General features: G+C 66.4%; 16 protein-coding genes. 12 read left to right on the plus strand and 4 right to left on the minus strand.

Annotated elements, in window-relative coordinates; all coding sequences use genetic code 11:
• Window positions 1-3 precede the first annotated feature (3 nt).
• The 5 genes from AC5P7A_RS03780 to AC5P7A_RS03800 all read left to right on the plus strand — a co-directional run bounded on the left by AC5P7A_RS03780 (window position 4) and on the right by AC5P7A_RS03800 (window position 6362).
• Window positions 4-2196 carry a glucosidase family protein gene (locus tag AC5P7A_RS03780; protein WP_495219901.1) on the plus strand — a complete coding sequence of 731 codons (2193 nt, stop codon included), beginning with the start codon at window positions 4-6 and terminating at the stop codon, window positions 2194-2196.
• Entirely contained in the window at window positions 2193-3680 is a 1488-nt protein-coding gene (locus AC5P7A_RS03785) for an MFS transporter (RefSeq protein ID WP_049404963.1), read from the plus strand. Before AC5P7A_RS03780 ends, AC5P7A_RS03785 begins: the two co-directional genes overlap by 4 nt.
• Entirely contained in the window at window positions 3680-5395 is a 1716-nt protein-coding gene (locus AC5P7A_RS03790; RefSeq protein ID WP_495219902.1) for an alpha-amylase family glycosyl hydrolase, read from the plus strand. Before AC5P7A_RS03785 ends, AC5P7A_RS03790 begins: the two co-directional genes overlap by 1 nt.
• 120 nt (window positions 5396-5515) lie before the next feature.
• Window positions 5516-5902, plus strand: a complete 387-nt coding sequence (locus tag AC5P7A_RS03795; RefSeq protein WP_032960680.1) for an SseB family protein — start codon at window positions 5516-5518, stop codon at window positions 5900-5902.
• A gap of 142 nt (window positions 5903-6044) precedes the next feature.
• Window positions 6045-6362 carry a hypothetical protein gene (locus AC5P7A_RS03800; protein ID WP_111205859.1) on the plus strand — a complete coding sequence of 106 codons (318 nt, stop codon included), beginning with the start codon at window positions 6045-6047 and terminating at the stop codon, window positions 6360-6362.
• A 115-nt stretch (window positions 6363-6477) separates the two neighbouring features.
• Here AC5P7A_RS03800 and AC5P7A_RS03805 read toward each other — a convergent pair whose 3' ends face one another.
• The 3 genes from AC5P7A_RS03805 to AC5P7A_RS03815 form a co-directional block, all read right to left on the minus strand.
• Entirely contained in the window at window positions 6478-10062 is a 3585-nt protein-coding gene (locus AC5P7A_RS03805; RefSeq protein WP_329768365.1) for a M1 family aminopeptidase, read from the minus strand.
• Between the two features lie 12 nt (window positions 10063-10074).
• Complete coding sequence (locus AC5P7A_RS03810) at window positions 10075-10977, minus strand: ABC transporter ATP-binding protein (protein WP_075076563.1); 903 nt, start codon at window positions 10975-10977, stop codon at window positions 10075-10077.
• 130 nt (window positions 10978-11107) lie between these two features.
• A complete protein-coding gene (locus tag AC5P7A_RS03815; protein ID WP_014646297.1) occupies window positions 11108-12139 on the minus strand; it encodes a LacI family DNA-binding transcriptional regulator in 1032 nt (343 codons plus the stop codon).
• A gap of 292 nt (window positions 12140-12431) precedes the next feature.
• On the opposite strand from AC5P7A_RS03815, the gene AC5P7A_RS03820 reads away from it, so the two are divergent.
• Window positions 12432-13004 carry a single-stranded DNA-binding protein gene (locus tag AC5P7A_RS03820; RefSeq protein WP_043034165.1) on the plus strand — a complete coding sequence of 191 codons (573 nt, stop codon included), beginning with the start codon at window positions 12432-12434 and terminating at the stop codon, window positions 13002-13004.
• A gap of 121 nt (window positions 13005-13125) precedes the next feature.
• On the opposite strand, the gene AC5P7A_RS03825 is transcribed toward AC5P7A_RS03820, so the two are convergent.
• Window positions 13126-14037, minus strand: a complete 912-nt coding sequence (locus AC5P7A_RS03825) for a LysR family transcriptional regulator (protein ID WP_111205838.1) — start codon at window positions 14035-14037, stop codon at window positions 13126-13128.
• 98 nt (window positions 14038-14135) lie between these two features.
• Here AC5P7A_RS03825 and AC5P7A_RS03830 point away from each other — a divergent pair, with 98 nt between their 5' ends.
• From AC5P7A_RS03830 to AC5P7A_RS03855, 6 genes are all read left to right on the plus strand, one after another.
• Window positions 14136-14462, plus strand: coding sequence for a nuclear transport factor 2 family protein (locus AC5P7A_RS03830; RefSeq protein ID WP_329768368.1), 327 nt, complete (start codon window positions 14136-14138; stop codon window positions 14460-14462).
• A complete protein-coding gene (locus AC5P7A_RS03835) occupies window positions 14459-15241 on the plus strand; it encodes an SDR family oxidoreductase (protein WP_329768369.1) in 783 nt (260 codons plus the stop codon). The genes AC5P7A_RS03830 and AC5P7A_RS03835 overlap by 4 nt, the downstream gene beginning before the upstream one ends.
• Window positions 15242-15451: 210 nt before the next feature.
• Window positions 15452-16348: a hydroxypyruvate isomerase family protein gene (locus AC5P7A_RS03840; protein ID WP_227863664.1), complete on the plus strand. Its 897-nt coding sequence runs from the start codon at window positions 15452-15454 to the stop codon at window positions 16346-16348.
• Between the two features lie 26 nt (window positions 16349-16374).
• Window positions 16375-18060, plus strand: coding sequence for a GMC oxidoreductase (locus tag AC5P7A_RS03845; protein ID WP_046429409.1), 1686 nt, complete (start codon window positions 16375-16377; stop codon window positions 18058-18060).
• Window positions 18060-18635, plus strand: coding sequence for a gluconate 2-dehydrogenase subunit 3 family protein (locus AC5P7A_RS03850; RefSeq protein WP_014646300.1), 576 nt, complete (start codon window positions 18060-18062; stop codon window positions 18633-18635). Before AC5P7A_RS03845 ends, AC5P7A_RS03850 begins: the two co-directional genes overlap by 1 nt.
• The gene (locus AC5P7A_RS03855; RefSeq protein WP_046429464.1) at window positions 18635-19393 is read left to right on the plus strand and encodes a 3-keto-disaccharide hydrolase; all 759 of its coding nucleotides are present in this window, start codon (window positions 18635-18637) and stop codon (window positions 19391-19393) included. Before AC5P7A_RS03850 ends, AC5P7A_RS03855 begins: the two co-directional genes overlap by 1 nt.
• The last annotated feature ends 3 nt before the right edge of the window (window positions 19394-19396 follow it).

Raw genomic sequence — 19396 nt, forward strand, 5'->3', positions numbered from 1 at the left:
TCGATGCTGAAGATCATTTGCCTGACCGCTGCCCTGGGGGCAGCGCTGGGATCGACCGCGCAGGCGGCCGACCTGCAATTCGACGGTCGCCATGCGCGCGCCGAAGCCGCTGCCAAGGGCAGCTTCGTGCTGCATGCGCCGAAGGGCGCAGTGCAGATCGCAGCCGCACCGATGCGCAGCCAGACCGGCAGCGTGATGTTCGATGCCCTGTTCGCGCTCGCCCAGCAGGAGATGTCCCAGGACCGCGTGGACGCGATCCGTGATCCGGCGTTCGACGAGGGCCGGCCGGTCCCGTGCGAGTGCTTCCAGACCGGTGCACGCTGGCCCTATGTGTGGACCCGTGATGTCAGCTTCGCCGCCGACCTGGCGCTGGCGCGGCTGGACCCGCAGCGCACCCGGCAGTCGCTGCAGTTCAAGCTGTCGGCAGCCCGTGACGGGCGTACGCCCGGCCTGTTCGTGGCGCAGGACACCGGTTCCGGCGGCAGCTGGCCGATCAGCAGTGATCGCGTGGTGTGGTTCCTGGCGGCACGCCACCTGCTGGAGGACCGAGCGTTTGCCGATCAGGTCTGGCAGGCGCTGCAGGGCACGCTGGCGCAGGACCGCGCGATGGTGTTCGACGCGCAGATGGGTCTGTACCGCGGCGAGACCTCCTTCCTGGACTGGCGCGAGCAGACCTATCCAGACTGGACCCGCGAGGACGTGCGTTTCATCGGTGATTCCTACGCACTGTCCACCAACGTGCTGCACTACCAGGCACTGCGCCTGGCCGAACGCCTGGCCGGGCAGCACGGCGATGCCCGCGCGACCGACTACAGGGCGTGGGCCGATGCGTTGGCGCAGCAGATCAATGCGCGCTTCTGGCGCGAGGATATCGGCCAGTACATGAGCTACATCGGCGAGGCCGCGCACCCGGTGCCGTACGCCAAGGTCGATCTGCTCGGCCTGTCGCTGGGCATCCTGGCCGAGGTGCTGCCGCCCGAGCGCGCGCGGCGTGCGCTGGCGGCGTATCCGATGGGCCCGGCCGGCAGCCCGGTGGTGTGGCCGCAGGAGGCGCAGCAGCCGATCTACCACAACCGCGCGATCTGGCCGTTCGTCAGTGCCTATTCGCTGCGCGCGGCGCGCCAGCTGGACGATGCACCGCGCATCGCCGCCGAGATCCGCTCGCTGATGCAGGGCGCCGCGCTGGCCGGTTCCAACATGGAGAACTACGAGCTGGTCAGCCAGGCGGTGCATGTTGACGAGGGCGTGCTGAGCGGCCCGGTGGTCAACTCCGAACGCCAGCTGTGGTCGGTGGCCGGCTATCTGTCGATGGTGGTCGAGGGCGTATTCGGCGTGCAGGACGATGGCCGCGTGCAGCCCAAGCTGCCGGCCGTGCTGGTGCCCGAACTGTTCGGCAATCAGCGCCGCATCTCCCTGGAGGCCAATGGCAGGCGTTATGTGCTGGAGCGACCGAAACAGGTGGGTGATGGCCTGCTGGTGGCGGGCAAGGTGAAGACCCGTGGCGCCACCACCACCGTGCAGCTGGTGCCCGCCGCAGCGGCGCCACGCAGCGCGGCGACGACGGCCGACGCAGATGCGCGCGCACCGGCCACGCCGGCCGCACCGCAGGTGCAACGCAAGGGCAGGGGCTGGAATGTCGTGGTCGCTGCCGGCCAGGTGCTGTGGCAGGACGGCCGGGCGCTCGCCGCCAGCAATGGCCTGGCACGCATCGGTGACGATGGCCTGCAGCATTGCCTCAGCCTGACCCGGCGCGACGGTGCAATTGAATCGCTGCACAGCCCGATGGTCTGCGTCGGTCCGCAGCAGCGACTGAAGGGTACGCAGCGCTGGCAGTTCACCTCCGCCAGGGCCGGGCAGGTGCGCCTGCGCCTGCAGTACCGCAATCCGAACGGGCCGATCAACACCGGCGTCACCGCTGCGGTGAAGCAGCTGGTGCTGCAGTGCCCGGGCCAGCCGTTGCAGCGGCACACCGTCACCCTGCCGCACAGCGTGGCCGTGCAGGACTCGACCTCGGCGACATTCACGGTGCCCAAGGGCCGATGCACGGTCACGCTTGAAGAGGGCTTCAACATGAGCGCGCTGCAGCACTTCGCGCACTACACCGGGGGCAAGGGTGGGCGCGATGGCGTGCTCAACCAGGCCCAGGTGCAGGCGCTGATGGTGGCGCCGGTGGCCGCGGCAGAGGGCGCACGATGAATCGTACCGCCAAGCCGCAGCTGTCGTTCTGGCAGATCTGGAACATGTGTTTCGGCTTCCTGGGCATCCAGTTCGGCTTCGCCCTGCAGAACGCCAATGCCAGCCGCATCTTCGAGACGCTGGGCGCGGACATCGACGCGGTGCCCGGGCTGTGGATCGCCGCGCCGCTGACCGGCCTGCTGGTGCAGCCGGTGATCGGTTACCTGTCCGACCGCACCTGGACGCGCTGGGGGCGCCGCCGTCCTTATTTCATGATCGGAGCGGTGCTGACCACGCTGGCGCTGCTGGTGATGCCGAACTCGCCGACGTTGTGGATCGCCGCCGGCACGCTGTGGGTACTCGATGCCTCGATCAACGTGTCGATGGAGCCGTTCCGCGCCTTCGTCGGCGACCAGCTGGCGCCGCGCCAGCGTCCGGCCGGTTATGCCATGCAGAGCTTCTTCATCGGCGTGGGCGCCATCGTCGCCAGCTTCCTGCCGTTCATCCTGGCCCACTTCGGGGTCGCCAATACGGCCGCCGCAGGTGAGGTGCCTGATACCGTGCGCTATGCGTTCTACTTCGGCGCGGTGGTGCTGTTGGCGGCAATCACCTGGACGGTGGTCAGCACCCGCGAATACTCACCGGCGGAGCTGGCCGGTTTCGACGACGCGGAACCTCCGGCACATCACGCAGCGGCGCCGATCAGCGGCCCGGCGCCCTGGGTGCAGGTGGCTGCATGGCTGGGGCTGGGCGTACTGCTGGCGCTGCTGATCACCTGGCGGCAGGGCGACCGGATGCTGTACGTGCTGGCCGGCCTGTGTGCCGGCTATGGCCTGCTGCTGGCGCTCGCGCGTACGCTGCCGGCCACGCACATGCTGGCCGCCATCGTCGGCGACCTGCGCGCGATGCCGGTCACCATGCGTCGCCTGGCGTGGGTACAGTTCTTCTCGTGGTTCGCGCTGTTTGCGATGTGGATCTACACCACCGCCGCGGTGGCTGGCGCCCATTTCGGTTCGACTGAACCAGAGTCGGCGGCCTACAACGAGGGCGCCAACTGGGTGGGCGTGCTGTTTGGCGCCTACAACGGGTTCGCCGCGTTGGCGGCGGTGCTGATTCCACTCATGGTGCGTGCGATCGGCCTGCGCTGGAGCCACCTGGTCAACCTGTGGCTGGGCGGTGCCGGCCTGGTCTCGCTGATGTTCATCCGCGACCCGCACTGGCTGCTGCTGTCGATGGTCGGCGTCGGCTTCGCCTGGGCGTCCATCCTCTCGCTGCCGTATGCACTGCTGTCCGACAGCGTGCCGGCGTCGAAGATGGGCGTGTACATGGGCATCTTCAATTTCTTCATCGTGATCCCGCAGCTGGTGGCGGCCAGTGCACTCGGCTTCGCCCTGCGCACGTTGCTGGGCGGCCAGCCGATGCATGTGCTGGTGCTGGGCGGCTGCAGCCTGTTCATTGCCGGCCTGTGCGTGTTGTGGGTTCCGTCCCGTCCGGAGGTGGTGTGATGCGTGCTGCGTTGTCTGTTGCTGTTTCCTTGATGCTGCTGGCCGGCCATGCGGCGGCCGCGCCGCGCCCGGACTATGTGGGCACCACCGAACCGTTCGCCAGCGATGCGGTGTACTTCGTGGTCACCGACCGCTTCGTCAACGGTGATCCGTCCAACGATCACCGTGACCAGGGCGGCGTGCACCGCACCTTCGATATTCCGGTGCCATGCCCGGACAAGGTGGACGGCAACATCGGCTATCTCGGCGGCGACTTCCGCGGCGTGCTCGACAATGCGCAGTACATCCGCAACCTCGGCTTCGGCGCGGTGTGGATCACGCCCATCGTCGACAACCCGGACGAGGCCTTTACCGGCAGCAAGCCGATCAGCTGCACCAGCACGCTGACCGACCGCGGCAAGACCGGCTACCACGGGTACTGGGGCATCAACTTCTACAAGCTCGATGAGCACCTGCCCAGCAAGGACCTGGATTTCGCCGGGTTGACCAAGGGCCTGCACGGTGCCGGCTTGAAGGTGGTGCTGGACATCGTGGGCAACCACGGTTCGCCGGCCTGGACCATGCCGACACGGCAGCCGCAGTTCGGGCAGATCTTCGACAAGGACGGAAAACTGATCGCCGACCACCAGAACCTGCCGCCGCAGGAACTGGATCCGAAGCACAACCCGCTGCACGCGTTCTACAACAGCATTGGACCGGTCGACAGCAAGGACGGCTCGATCTTCGATGGCAACCTTGCCGAGCTGTCCGACTTCAACCAGGACAATCCGGCGGTGATGGACTACCTGGTCGGTGCTTACCTGCAATGGGCCGCTCAGGGCGTGGATGCGCTGCGCATCGACACCATCGGCTGGTTGCCGCACCCGTGGTGGCATGCCTTCGTCAAGCGTATCCGCGCCGAGCACCCGGGCATGTTCATGTTCGGCGAAGCGTTCGATTACGATGCCGCGCGCATTGCAGAGCACACCTGGCCGGCCAACGCCAACGTCAGCGTGCTCGACTTCCCGTTGCGCGGTGCACTGGAGCAGACCTTCGGCACCGCCGGCAAGGGCTTTGAAACCCTGGCCGAGTCGCTGCACCTGAGGGGGGGGCCGTATGCCAACCCGTACGAGCTGATGAGCTTCTACGACAACCACGACATGCCGCGCCTGCAGGCCAGTGACAACGGCTTCATCGATGCGCACAACTGGCTGTTCACCGCGCGCGGCATTCCGGTGGTCTATTACGGCTCGGAGACGGGCTTCATGCGTGGCCGTGCCGAGCATGCCGGTAATCGCGCTTACTTCGGCCAGCCGCGTGTGGATGCTGCGCCGAAGAGTCCGATCTTCGCGCCGCTGCAGCGTATCGCCCGGCTGCGCGCAGCCACTCCGGCGCTGCAGCGCGGCCTGCAGGTGAATGAGCGCCTGCAGGGTGATGAGGCGGTGTTCTTCCGCGTGCTGCAGCATGGCGAGGTGGCGCAGACCGCGCTGGTGCTGCTGAACAAGGGCGACAGTGCGAAGACCTTCACCGTGGCGCGGTACGTCCAGGCGGGCCGCTGGCGTGATGCGCTGGACGGCGGTTCGTTGCAGGTGGATGCTTCCCTGAAGGCCGAAGTGCCGGCGCACGGGGTGAAGGTGTACGTGCTCGATGCCACCGTGCAGCACCCGGCGCTGCAGGCCGAGCTGGACAAGGCGATGGCCGACCAGCGGGCGCGGGACGTGCGGCTGGGGCGGTAGTGCCGGCCGCTGGCCGGCAACCCATGAATCCATGGCACCTTCAGGTGCCGGCCAGCGGCCGGCACTACCGGGTGACCATATCCGGCACAATAGGCCCCCCTCATGCCCCGCCGTATCGCCATGACCGACCTCGCCCCGCAGACCCCGATCGAAACCCTGCTGAAGGCGGCGATGGACGGGTCGGTGCCGATCCGCGCCTTCATGGAGGCCTTCGTCGCCTCCGAGGTGGTACTGCTGACCGGCAGCCTGGTGACCCCCGATGGCAGCGGCTTCGACCCGCTGCTGTTCGACAAGCAGGGCACCCTGCACGTGGCCGTGTTCACCGATCCGTCGCGGGTGGGCATCTACAGCCAGCAGGCCGAACACCAGATCCGCTGGCGGATGCTGGACGTGCTGCGCCGCGTGCCGGGTGGCTACGGCGTGGTGATCAACCCGGGCACTTCGCTGGGCTTCGAGATCTCGCCCAGCGGCGTCGGCGAGATCCTGAAGGACTTCGCCCAGGGTTGATTGTCATGTAGAGCCAAGCCCATGCTCGGCTGCCGTTCGCGCAATGCCGGATCAGTCGAGCACGGCTCGATACTACAGAGAGCTTCCCTTCGGGCACCGTACGTGATCCCCTTTGGACTACATCGGGATCGAGGCACTCTCCATGGAATTCAGCGAATCACCCGCCGACGCACCGGCACGATCACGCCATTCCCGCTCCGCACTGGTCTTCCTGTTCGCGGCCATCGTCGCCGCACTGGTGTTCATGCCTGTTCTGCGTGCGGTGGGCATGGTGCTGTGGCCGGTGTTCGCCATTGCCTGGCTGATCAACCTGGGGGCGGCCTGGCATCTGGGCCAGTGGGCGCGCCAGCAGGGCCGTCCGGCGTGGGCATTCGGGTTGCCGGCGGTGCTTGGCACCGTCGCCTCGATCGTGGTCTTCGTGCTGCTGGCGTTGCTGGGGCCGAAGGCCCCGGTGCGCTGAACCTTCGCGGTTGTCGTGGACGGTGTGCGGGGCATGGCTCGGCACTACAGCAAGGCCAAGCCAAGCCCGCACGCGTCGCGCGGAGCACCGGCACATCGGCCGGCGCCCCGTTGCTTCACATCGTCACTTTGCGCCGGTTGTCATCGCTCACCCGGTCGATCAGCTTGTTGTAGGGATCGAAGCCTGCTTCGTCCGGCTTTTCATCCACCGTCACCGTGATCTTCGGCGCGGCGCTGGTGATGTGGTGGCGCTGCAGGTACAGCACCTTCTGGTCGCGTTCCTTGCCCGACGGCCCGGTGGCGAACACGCCGATCTCGACCCAGTCATCCATCTTCGCGTCGCTCTCCCTGCCCTTGCCATCGGCGTACTGCTTGGCGGCATGCAGGTCCAGGGTCACGTCGTAGCGGCCGTCAGCACGTTTGCGGGCGCTGGCGGCCATCACCCGGTTGTCGTAGAAGCTGATTTTCTCGAACAGGTCGGTGACCAGCTGCTGGCGGTCGGCCGGGGTCTCGGCGCGGATGTAGCCCAGCAGCTCGCGTGAGGTGGTGTACGGCGGCTGCTGGTAGCCCTTGTCCTGCAGGAAGCGCTTCAACGCACGGTTCAGCGCCTGCTCGCCGATTTCCTCGCGCAGGCGGTAGAACACCAGCGAACCCTTCTGGTAGTGGATGTACTGCTGGTTTTCCACGCGTTCCAGCGGCTGTTCCTCGATGGCTTCGCCACCGCGGCCGGACAGGTAGCCGTCCAGTTCGCGCTTGAGGAACTGGCGCATGTGCTGGCGGCCGTATTCCTGCTCCATCACCATCAAGGCCGAGTACTGCGACAGCGATTCGGACAGCACGGTCGCACCCTGCACGTTGGCGCCGATCACCTGGTGCGCCCACCACTGGTGCGCGATCTCGTGCGCGGTCACGTAGAACACGTAGTCCACCTTGTCCGGGTCGCGCAGGTCGGCGATGAAACCGATGGCCTCGGAATAGGGGATGGTGTTGGCGAACGACTGCGCGAAGCGGGCATAGCCCGGGAATTCGATGATGCGTACCTGGCGGTGCTGGTACGGGGTGAAGTTCGCCTCGTAATAGGCCAGCGACTTCTGCACCGCCTCGATCATCCGGTCCACGTTGTAGCCGTGCGCCGGATCGAAGTAGACCTCGATCGGGATGTCCTTGTACTTCGCCTTGCGCACCTCCCAGCGTGCCGATAGATAGGCATAGAAGTTCAGCATCGGCCGGTCCATGGCGTAGCTGAAGCAGCGCCGGCCGTTGACCGTGGTCTCGCGCTGCAGGTAGCCCGGGGCCAGCGCTACCTGGTCCGGTGCGGTGCAGACCGTGGTGCGGAAGTCGAGCCAGTCGGCATCATTGGCAATGTACGTGTTGGCACGCGCGGCGTCGTCCTCCAGCCTGGGCATGCGCCGCGGCTCACCCAGGCCGCGCTTGCGCCGCTCGTTGCGGTCGCTGATCTCTGCGCCCTCGTTGTAGCCGAACGAGGGCAGCACGCGGCTGTTGAAGAAGGTGCCGTTGTCCACGATGTTGCTCGGCGCCAGCCCGGCGGTGATGCCGTTGGGTTTCTGCACCACCCGGAAATGCACGCTGCGGGTTTCGCCCGGCTGCAGCGGCTTCTGCAGGCGGTAGATGCGGTAGCCGAGATCGGCATCGTGCAACGACAGCGTCTGCCCACCCAGGTCGACGTCGACCAGCTGCTTGTCATCGCCCATCGAGACATGCACGTCCTGGATCGGCGTGGCATGGGTATTGCGCACCGTCCAGTTCGCATCGATCACCATCGACTGCGATTCCGGGAACAGGTCCACGCGGTTGTCCACCGCCACGATGCGCGGCTGCGGCAGGGTGCGGTACTTCGACAGCTCGCGCTCGTAGCGGGCCTGCAGGTCCAGCTGCTGGTCGGGCGAGATGAACTCGTTGCGGATATTGGTGCTCCAGTACAGCCAGCTGCCCACGCCGGCGAAGGCCAATGCCGCAAGTCCGGCGAAGACGCCGGTCGGGCCGCGCAGGCGGCGGCCGGCCAGGGCCAGGCGCTGGCGCAGGCCCTGGCTGACACCGCGCACCCAGAGCGCCGATGCCAGGCACATCAGGGTCAGCAGGAACAGCGCCCAGTAGCCCTGGAACGCCAGCTGCCCCGGCAGGAAGTGGCCGTAGCCGTTCATGTCCGAATAGGGAGCGTTGGGCCAGCCACCGAAGGTGTACAGGTTCTGCGTGTAGTCCAGCATGCCGAGCACGCCCTGGCCGATCATCACCACGATCAGCAGCGCGTAACCGACGAACTTGTTGTTGGTGAGCACCTGCAGCACCAGTGCCAGGCCCCCCATCAGGATGTAGATCACCGAATCCAGCGCCAGGCTGCGCAGGTACAGCAGCGGCTCCAGGTGGGTGTAGCCCTTGACCAGCTGCACGCCCATCGCCGCCAGTGCACCGGCGGCCTGGAAGCAGATGATCACTGCCAGCAGTGCGGTGAACTTGGCCAGCAGCGGTACCCAGTTCGGCACCGGCATGGCATCGGTCACTTCGTTGATGCGCGCGCTGCGTTCCTTCCACACCAGCTCACCGGCGAAGAACAGCACGATGATCACCAGCAGCCAGCTGAAGGCCCCCTGCAGGCCCATGATCATCTGCGAGGTGACCGGCCAGATCGAGGTGCCGTACAGGGTCTGCCGGAACAGCGCGTTGGGCAGGAAATTGGCCAGGCCCAGCACCAGCAGCACGATGAACGGCACGCTGCGCAGGACGCCGCGCGTGTCGAAGCGCACCTGGCGCAGGAACTGTTGCCACGCGGTGGTCGCGCTGAATGCCGGTACCACGCGCGGCAACGGGTTGCGGTTGGGCCGGAGGGCGGCGGCGTCGGCAACCGGCTGCGCCTGCCGGCGGCCCCAGCGACGACGGCCGCTGCCGCTGCGCTCGGTGCGGAACAGGGCGAACGTGGCGGCGAACAGCAGCGCCGTCACACCCAGCCACAGGGCACGGTTGGCCAGCAGGTAGCCCGCCAGGCCGGGAACGCCGCTGTTGTGCTCGGCGGTGGACCAGTAGCGGATGGTGCGTGACAGGGCGCGCATGCCCAAAGGCTCGCTGAGCACCGCCAGCCAGGTGTTGTCGATGTCGCGCAGCACCGCCGCGCTGGCGCCGAACAGGACCAGGTAGGCCACCAGCCCGATGTAGACCCACAGGATCGAACGCGTGACCGCTGCCAGCAGTGACAGCAGCGCGGTGGTGAACAACAGGTTGGGAATGACGATGACCGCAAAACTCCAGGCATAGCCCTGCCAGCTGATCGGCCCCATGCGCTCGGCGTCCACCCAGGGCATGAACGGTGCCAGCCAGAGCCCGAAAGCGACCAGCAGGTAGAACAGCAGGCCGGTAGCCAGGGCGGCGGCGATGCGGCCGGCCAGGTAATCGCGGCGTTGCACCGGGCTGGCGAAGATCAGCTCGGCGGTGCCCAGTTCGAAGTCACGCAGCAGCGCATTGCTGACGAACAGGGCGGTGACCAGCATGCCGAGCAGGGTGAAGATGCCCAGCATCTGCGCGATCACGGTGGGAGCGTTGCTGTGCACGTTGCCGCTGCCACCACCGATCTGTACGGCGTCGCTGGACGCAGCGGCGAAGGCGAGCAGGGCGAACAGCCCGGCCAGCAGCCACAGCAGCGGGGAACGCAGCTGCTCGCGCAGCTCGAAACGGAAGAAATCGAGGATCATGGCGTGCTCCGCTCAGGCTGCTGCGCGAGCACGGGCCTGCAGGCGCAGGCGCTGGAAGTACACGTCTTCGAGGTCGGGAGCCACGGCCGCAAAGCCGTCGCCGGGGTCGTTGGCGCTGTGCACATGGATCACCGGGCGGCCACCGACCAGACGGGTCGACAGCACCACGTAGCGCGCTTCATGGTCGGCCAGCTCCGAAGGATCGACCTGCTTGCGCCAGACCTGGTGCTGCAGGGCGTTGATCGCTTCGCTGGGGCGGCCGGTCAGCAGCACCTGGCCCTTGTTCATGATCGCCATCGTCGGGCACAGGTCGGTCACGTCCTCGACGATGTGGGTGGACAGGATCACCGCTACGTTCTCGCCGATCGCCGCCAGCAGGTTGAGGAAGCGGTTGCGTTCCTCCGGGTCGAGGCCGGCGGTGGGTTCGTCGACGATCACCAGCCGTGGGTCGCCCAGCAGCGCCTGGGCAATGCCGAAGCGCTGGCGCATGCCGCCGGAGTAGGTGCCCAGCTTGCGCTTGCGGGCATCCCACAGGTTCACCTGCTGCAGCAGCCCATCGACCACCTCGCGGCGCTGCGCGCGTTGGGTCAGGCCCTTGAGCACTGCGAAATGCTCCAGCAGGTCCAGCGCGCTGACTTTCGGGTACACGCCGAAATCCTGCGGCAGGTAGCCCAGCCGACGGCGCACGGCGTCCTTGTCGCGCAGCACGTCGATCGGCGCCTCGCCCGGAACGCTGAGCGTCACCGTGCCGCTGTCGGCCTCCTGCAGGGTGGACAGCGTGCGCATCAGCGAGGACTTGCCGGCGCCGTTCGGGCCGAGCAGGCCGAACATGCCCCGCGGGATGTCCAGGGTGACGTTGTTGAGGGCATGCACGCCGTTGGCGTACGTCTTGGACAGCGAATCGATCTTCAGCATGCGACGTACACCTTTCCCTGGGCAATGTCTGCGCGTTATCCGCGCAACCGCCTCCGTGCGCATCCGCCGTTGGTCATGGGGGGAGAATCCCGCCGTCGTGCGTTGGCCAGCGCGCCGGCCCAGCGGCGCCTTACCCGCGCAGGGATGATTCGCGCACCACCAGCTTCACCGGGATGCTCTGGCTGTCCACCGGCTGCCGGCCGATCAGCGCCAGCAGGCGTTCCACCAGCAGCTGGCCGGCCTGCTTGGTGTCCTGCTGCACCGTGGTCAGCGCGGGGGATACCGAAGCGGCCAGCGGGATGTCGTCGAAGCCGGTCACCGCCACGTCCTGCGGCACCCGCAGCCCGGCCTCGCGCAGGGCGCGCATCGCACCGATGGCGATCAGGTCGCTGGCCGCGCAGATCGCATCGATCGGCTCGCCGCGCGCCAACAGGGCCTGGCAGGCTTCCTGGCCGGAGGCTTCAGTGGTGATCGCATCGTGCTGCAGCGCCGGTTCGGCGGCCAGGCCGTGGTCCTGCAGGGCCGCGACATGGCCGCGGTAGCGCTCCTGGAATTCGGGGTAGTGGCTGGAGGCATGGCCGAGGAAGGCGATGCGGCGGCAGCCCTGCTGCAGCAGGTGGGTGGTGATGTCATGCCCGCCCTGGAAGTTGTCGCTGCCGATCGAGACACCGGGCTGGCCGGGCAGGGCGGCGCCCCAGCGCACGAAGTGCGTGCCCTGTTCGACCAGCCGCTGCAGGCGGTCGCGCGATTCGTGATAGTCGCCGTAGCCGAGCAGGATGATGCCGTCGGCCTTGTTGCTGTCCTCGTAATCGGCCTGCCAGTCGGTGGACAGCTGCTGGAACGAGACCAGCAGGTCCTGCCCGTGCAGGGCGCAGGCGCGGGTGATCGAGCCCAGCATCGAATGGAAGAACGGGTTGATCAGCGAGTCGTCGTTGGTCGGGTCCTCGAAGAACAGCAGGGCCAGCGTGCCGGCATTGCGCAGGCGCAGGCTGGAGGCATTCTTGTCGACCTTGTAGTTCAGCTCGCGGGCAATGCGCAGGATGCGCTCACGGGTCTCGGCGTTGACCATCGGGCTGCCACGCAGGGCCCGCGACACGGTCGGCTGGGAGACCCCGGCCAGGTGGGCGATGTCCAGGGAGGTGGCTTTGCCTTTGATCGTCATGTGTGGGCGGAGCGGGCAGGTGGGAGGTGCCCGGGCATGATGCCATGCGCAGACGCGAATGCCCCTCTTAACGTCGGCCTGGGCACAGGTAAGTCATTGCCGGACAAGGAAATCAGCGTGATCCTTCGGTGCGGTCGGGGTCTCCTGACCGGGCGGATGGCGGCGGCAATGGTAAGATGCGTCGTTCTCGCATTCCCCCAAATTTCAACAGGGGCGGCCCAGCGTACTGCACCCCCGGCCGGGGCTGTGCTATCACTGGCGGTCTGCCCCTGGACAACGGACGAAGGTACCTATGGCGCGCGGCATCAACAAAGTCATCCTGGTCGGCAATCTCGGCAACGACCCGGACGTGAAGTACACCCAGGGCGGCATGGCGATCACCCGCATCAGCCTGGCCACCACCAGCGTCCGCAAGGACAAGGATGGCAACCAGCAGGAGCGCACCGAATGGCACCGCGTGGTGTTCTTCGGCAAGCTCGGCGAGATCGCCGGCGAGTACCTGCGCAAGGGCAGCTCGGTCTACGTCGAAGGCAGCCTGCGCTACGACAAGTACACCGGCCAGGACGGCGTGGAGAAGTACTCCACCGACATCATCGCCGATGAAATGCAGATGCTGGGCGGCCGCGGTGAAGGCGGTGGCGGTGGTGGTGGCAACTACGGCGGCGATCGTCCGCAGCGCCAGCAGGCGCCGCGCCAGGAGTATGGCGGTGGCGGCGGTGGCCAGCGTGGCGGCCAGGGCGGTGGCTATGGCAACCAGGGCGGCAACCAGGGCGGGGGTTACGGCAACCAGGGCGGCAACCAGCGCCCGCAGCCGCAGCAGGCGCCGCCGATGGACGACTTCGCTGACGACGATATTCCGTTCTAAGCGTATCTTCCGTTTATCCCGACAAGGGCTCCTGGCACGCGTGCCCGGGGCCCTTCTCGTTACAGGCGACGTGGCAGGATCCCATTGCCCGGCGGCAGGATGCGGACGTTCGTCGACCTCGTCACCGATTGCCGAACATTCCCTGGTCCAGCAGGCAGTCAATGAACGCGCCCAGCAGGGCGGGGCGATGCCGCCTGTTCGGGTAGTAGAGAAAAAGCCCGGGCCGCGAGACCGACCAATCCGCCAGTACCCGCACCAGCAGTCCCTGTGTCAACAGTTCGCCCACACCATCCTGTTCGAAGTGATAGGCGATTCCAAGGCCGGCCAGGGCCGACGCAATCCCGATGTCAGCGTGATTGGTGACGACAGGACCGTCCACGGCGACCTCGAGGTGGCGACCTCGCTTCTTGAACTCCCATCGGTACTGCCTGCCATCGCTCTGCAGCCGCCAGTTGATGCAGGCGTGATCCTGCAGTTCCGCGGGAGTTCGCGGTGTTCCGCGGCGTGCCAGGTAATCCGGTGACGCCACGGCCACCATGTTCAGGTCCGGGGTGAGGCGGATGGCCACCATGTCCTTCTCGAGCTGACCACCCACGCGGATGCCCGCATCAAACCGGCCACTGACGATGTCGCTGAGCGCGTCGTCGACCACGATGTCGACAACGACATCAGGGTAGGCCTGGTGGAAGCGGGCAAGCCGCGGGGCAATCAGTGTTCTCGCGGCGATGCCCAGCGTATTGATTCGCAGGGTCCCGTTGATCCGTCCGCTGGCTTCGCTGGTTTCAGCGACCGCGACGGCCAACTCCTGGAACAGCGGCGCGATGCGCGCGTACAGTCGCCCGCCGCTTGCCGAGGGCGCCACGCTTCGTGTCGTGCGATTGAGAAGGCGGGTGCCGAGACGGCCTTCCAGTTGGCGGATGGTCTGGCTCAGGGCCGAGGGCGATACCCCCAGATGTTCCGCCGCCCGCGCGAAGCTCTGACGTTCCACTACCGCCACGAAGGCCTTCAGTTCAGCGAACTCGGATCCGCGCATTATGTGAGATTCTTGACATAACCCATTCGGATTATAGGGCATTCACTTAACCGACCTGCGTGCACATCCTGAGCGCCTGACCACTGCAGGAGCCAGGAATGAATGCGTTGACCCTCCCAGAACCCATTGCCGCGTACTTCGCGGCCGAACATGACCCTGAACTGCTGGCGCGTTGTTTTGCCGCCCAGGCTGTGCTGAAGGACGACGGGCACACCCTCGTCGGCGTCGACACCATCAAAGCCTTCCTGGCCGAGGCATCGGCCAAATACAGCGCCACCAGCGTGCCGAGCGCCATCGAACGGCAGGAGAAACACCACGTTGTCCGTGCCATCGTGAGCGGTAACTTCCCCGGCAGTCCGATTCTGCTGAGCTACCGTTTCGAACTGGAACGGGGCCTGATCGCATCGCTGGAGATCACGGCATGAGCTTCGATCTTCAACTCGGTGGCCTGCGGGCCGTGGTGACCGGCGGCACGGCCGGTGTGGGGGCGGCCGTGGTCAGGACCCTCGCCGAGGCCGGGGCCAGGGTAATGACGTCGGCGCGCAGCCTGCCGGCACGCCCGGTGGAAGGAGTCGCCTACGTAGCCGCCGATCTGTCGACGGCCGAGGGCACCGGCATTTTCGCCCACGCCGTGCTGCAGGCATGGGGCGGCGCAGACATCCTGGTCAATGTGCTGGGGGGATCAAAGACACCTGCCGGTGGCTTCGCAGCGATCAGTGATGCGCACTGGCTTGCCGAGCTGAACCTGAATCTGATGCCGGCGGTCCGCCTGGATCGTGCCTTGCTGCCATCCATGCTCGCGCAGAGCGCTGGCGTGATCATCCACGTCAGTTCGATCCAGCGCATGCTGCCTCTGCCGGAGTCCACCACCGCCTACGCCGCCGCCAAAGCGGCACTCACGACCTACAGCAAGTCGCTTTCACGAGAGGTCACCCCCAAGGGCGTGCGGGTGCTGAGCGTAGCGCCGGGCTGGATCGAGACAGAAGCATCCAGCGAATTTGCAGAACGGATCGCTGCGGAAGCGGGAACCGACTATGAAGGAGGCAAGAAGGTGGTCATGGACTGGCTCGGCGGGATCCCGGTGGGACGGCCCGCGGCACCGCAGGAGGTGGCCGATCTGATTGTGTTCCTGGCGTCTCCCCGGTCGGCGTCGATTGCCGGAACGGAGTATCGGATCGACGGCGGCACGGTTTCGACCCTGTAGCCAACAGGCGTCGTCCTGCTCCCACCGCCAGAAGGAAAGCCCCGCTCACGCGGGGCTTTTGTTTTCCAGGTCGGTTGCGGAGTTGTGCCTCGCAGCATTGATTTTCGTGCACTGCGACTTGCAAACACACAAATTCCTCCCCTATGGTGCAATCGATTGCATTGCAGTGAATCCTCAGTGTTTGATGTCGGTTGGGAGGCCGGCAGGTGGATGTCCATCCATTCGATCAGACCGGCTCCGGCGACGGGCCTCACGCGGCGCGATGCGTTGCGCATGGCGGTTGCTGGAGGCGTAGCGCTGGGTACTGCGGGAGCGTTGCCTGCATTCGCCGCCACCGCAGCGCTCAAGGGCAACCTGAAGCACTCCGTGGCGCGTTGGACCTTCCCGCAGCTGTCGGTCGCCCAGCTCTGCACGACGGTGAAGAACATCGGCTTCGCCGCCATCGACCTGGTCGGCCCGGAAGACTGGCCCACGCTGAAGGCGAACGGCGTCTACAGCTCGATGTGCAATGGCGCGGAGCTGGGCCTGACCAAGGGCTTTGCCGGCCGCGAATTCCACGACCCGCTGGTGGAGCGCTACACGCGGCACATCGACCTGGTCGCCGATGCCGGTTACCGCAACCTCATCTGCTTCTCCGGCAATCGCAACGGCATGGACCCGCAGGACGGCATGGCCAATGCCGAGGCGGGCCTCAAGCGCATCCTCGGGCATGCCGAGAAGCGCGGCGTGGTGCTGGTGATGGAGCTGCTGAACTCCAGGGTCGATCACCACGACTACCTGTGCGATCACTCGGCCTGGGGCGTGGAGCTGTGCCAGCGGCTCGGCTCGGACAACTTCGGCCTGCTCTACGACATCTACCACATGCAGATCATGGAGGGCGACATCATCGCCACCATCGGCAAGCATCACGCCTGCTTCAAGCATTACCACACTGCAGGCGTGCCGGGCCGGAACGAGATTGGAGACCAGCAGGAGCTCCACTATCCGGCCATCTGTCGCGCGATCCGCGACACCGGTTTCAAGGGGTATCTGGCGCAGGAATTCACGCCTGCAGCGCCCGATCCCGTTGCCTCATTGCGCGAGGCGATCCGCCTCTGCGACGTCTGAAACGATATCCACCCAGGTGAGAGACCATGGCAGATAATCACTACGACGCCATTGTTGTTGGCTCGGGAATCAGTGGCGGTTGGGCAGCGAAGGAGCTGACCGAGAAGGGCCTGAAGGTCCTGATGCTGGAACGCGGGCGCAACATCGAGCACGTCAAGGACTACGTCAATGCGATGAAGGAAGCGTGGGACTTCCCGCATCGCAACCGGCCGACGCAGGCGATGAAGGCCGCCTTCCCGGTGCTGATGCGCGACTACGGCCTGGCCGAGAACCTGGAAGGAATGTGGGCCAACGAGCAGGACTCACCCTACATCGAAACCAAGCGCTTCGACTGGTTCCGTGGCTACCACGTAGGCGGGCGCTCGCTGATGTGGGGCCGGCAGAGCTATCGGTTTTCCGACCTGGACTTCGAAGCGAACCTCAAGGATGGCATCGCCACCGACTGGCCGATCCGCTATGCCGACATCGCGCCGTGGTACGACCATGTAGAGAGGTTCGCCGGCATCGCCGGCACGCGCGAAGGACTGGACGTGCTGCCGGACGGCGAGTTCCTGCCGCCGATCCCGTTGAACATCGTCGAGAAGGACGTGGCCGCGCGGATCAAGAAGGCCTTCGGCGGAACGCGGCACATGATCCACTCGCGCACCGCCAACATCACCCAGCCGATGCCCGAGCAGGGGCGCGTGAACTGCCAGTACCGCAACAAGTGCATCCTGGGCTGTCCCTTCGGTGCCTATTTCTCGACCCAGGCGGCGACGCTGCCAGCGGCGATGAAGACCGGCAACCTGACCTTGCGGCCGTTCTCGATCGTCAAGGAAGTGCTCTACGACAAGGATCGCAAGCGTGCGCGCGGCGTGGAGGTGATCGATGCCGAGACCGGGCAGACCTACCAGTACACCGCCAAGGTCATCTTCCTCAATGCATCGTCGTTCAATTCGACCTGGCTGCTGATGAACTCGGCGACCGATGTGTGGGAGGGGGGACTGGGTTCTTCGTCGGGCGAGCTGGGGCACAACGTGATGGACCATCATTTCGGTGCGGGCGCCTCGGGCCGGGTCGAGGGCTACGAAGACAAGTACTACTTCGGCCGCCGTCCGTGCGGTTTCTACATTCCGCGCTTCCGCAACGTCGCGGCCGACAAGCGCGGCTACCTGCGCGGGTTCGGTTACCAGGGCGGTGCCAGCCGCACCGGCTGGTCGCGCGAGATCGCCGAGCTCAACATCGGTGCCGACCTGAAGGAGGCGCTGACCGTACCGGGCGACTGGCGCATCGGCATGACCGGGTTCGGTGAAATGCTGCCGCACCACGACAATACGATCCGCCTGGACCACGACCGCAAGGACAAGTGGGGGCTGCCGGTGCTGGCGATGGACGTGTCCATGCGCGCCAACGAACTGGCGATGCGCAAGGACATGGCCGCCGATGCTGCCGAGATGCTGGAGGCGGCTGGCGTCAAGGACGTGAAGATGCACGACCACGACTATGCCCCGGGCAAGGGCATCCACGAGATGGGGACCGCACGCATGGGACGTGACCGGAAGAGCTCGGTATTGAACGCGCACAACCAGGTCTGGGATGCGCCCAACGTCTATGTGACCGACGGTGCCTGCATGACCTCCAGCGCCTGCGTGAATCCTTCGCTGACCTATATGGCGCTGACCGCGCGCGCGGCCGACCACGCGGTACGCGAACTGAAAGCGGGGAACCTCTGATGGATCGCCGCGAACTGTTGAAGATGATCGTTGCCGCCACCGGCGCGGCCATGGTCGGCCTGCCTGCGCTCGCGCAGGGAAACGCCGCTGCGGCACCGGTGAAGACCCTGTTCTCCGATGCCGACATCGGCACGCTGGACGAGATCGCCGAGACCATCCTGCCGCGGACCCGGACGCCAGGGGCGAAGGATGCCGGCGCTGGCCTGTTCATGGCGACCTTCGTCAGCGATTGCTACACCGCCCGGCAGCAGGCAACGTTCCGGGCAGGCCTGGTCGATATCGACAAGCGCGCCGGCGGCCGGTTTGTGGCGCTTGCGCCGGAAGCCCGCACCCAGTTGCTGCGAACGCTGGACGCCGAAGCCAAGGCGCGCTCTGCCGACGTGACCGAGACCGGTACGCCTGAAGAGGGCGAGGCGATGCCGCATTACTTCACGATGATCAAGCAGCTGGCCATCTTCGGCTTCTTCACCTCCAAGGTCGGGGCGACCGGCGTGCTGCAGTACGTCGCGGTGCCCGGCCGCTACGACGGCGACCTCGCCTATGTCCCCGGTACGCCCGCGTGGGGGACCAGCTGATGGACACCACCCTGATGATCCGCCCTGCGTTGATCACTGTTGGCCTGCTGGCCGCTGCATCTGCATTCGCGCAGGACAGTGCCGACGCTGCGCGCGACCCGAAGAAGACCGAAGTGTGGACCCCCGTGCCCGCTGTCGTGGCCACGCCGCCAGGCAAGGCCCCCTCCGACGCGATCGTGCTGTTCGATGGCAAGGATGTCTCGGCGTGGGAATCGGAGCAGGGCGGACGCGTGCCCTGGAAGGTTGCCGGGGGCGCCATGACCGTCGTTCCGGGCAGCAAGGGCATCCGCACCCGGCAACGCTTCTGCGATGTCCAGCTGCATGTGGAGTGGCGCACGCCCACTGACACGAAGGGCTTCGACGGCCAGAACCGGGGCAACAGCGGGATCTTCCTGCAGGAACTGTATGAACTGCAGGTGCTCGACAGCTACAACAACCCGACCTATGCCAATGGCCAGGCGGGCTCCATCTACAAGCAGGCCATGCCGCGGGTGAATGCCTCGCGCGCGCCGGGCCAGTGGCAGGCCTACGACATCATCTGGAAGGCACCGCGCTTCTCGGTGGGCGGTGGGCTTGTGTCGCCCGCGCGCATCACGGTGCTGCACAACGGCGTGCTGGTGCAGGATGACACCGTGCTGGCAGGCAAGACCGAGTACATCGGGGCGCCCTCGTATTCGCCCCATGCGTGTGCGCCGCTCTATCTGCAGGAGCATGACTCCAGGGTCAGTTACCGCAACATCTGGGTGCGCGAGCTGTAGTGG

It is taken from the genome of Stenotrophomonas sp. YJH_SMC_65 (genome assembly GCF_059369475.1).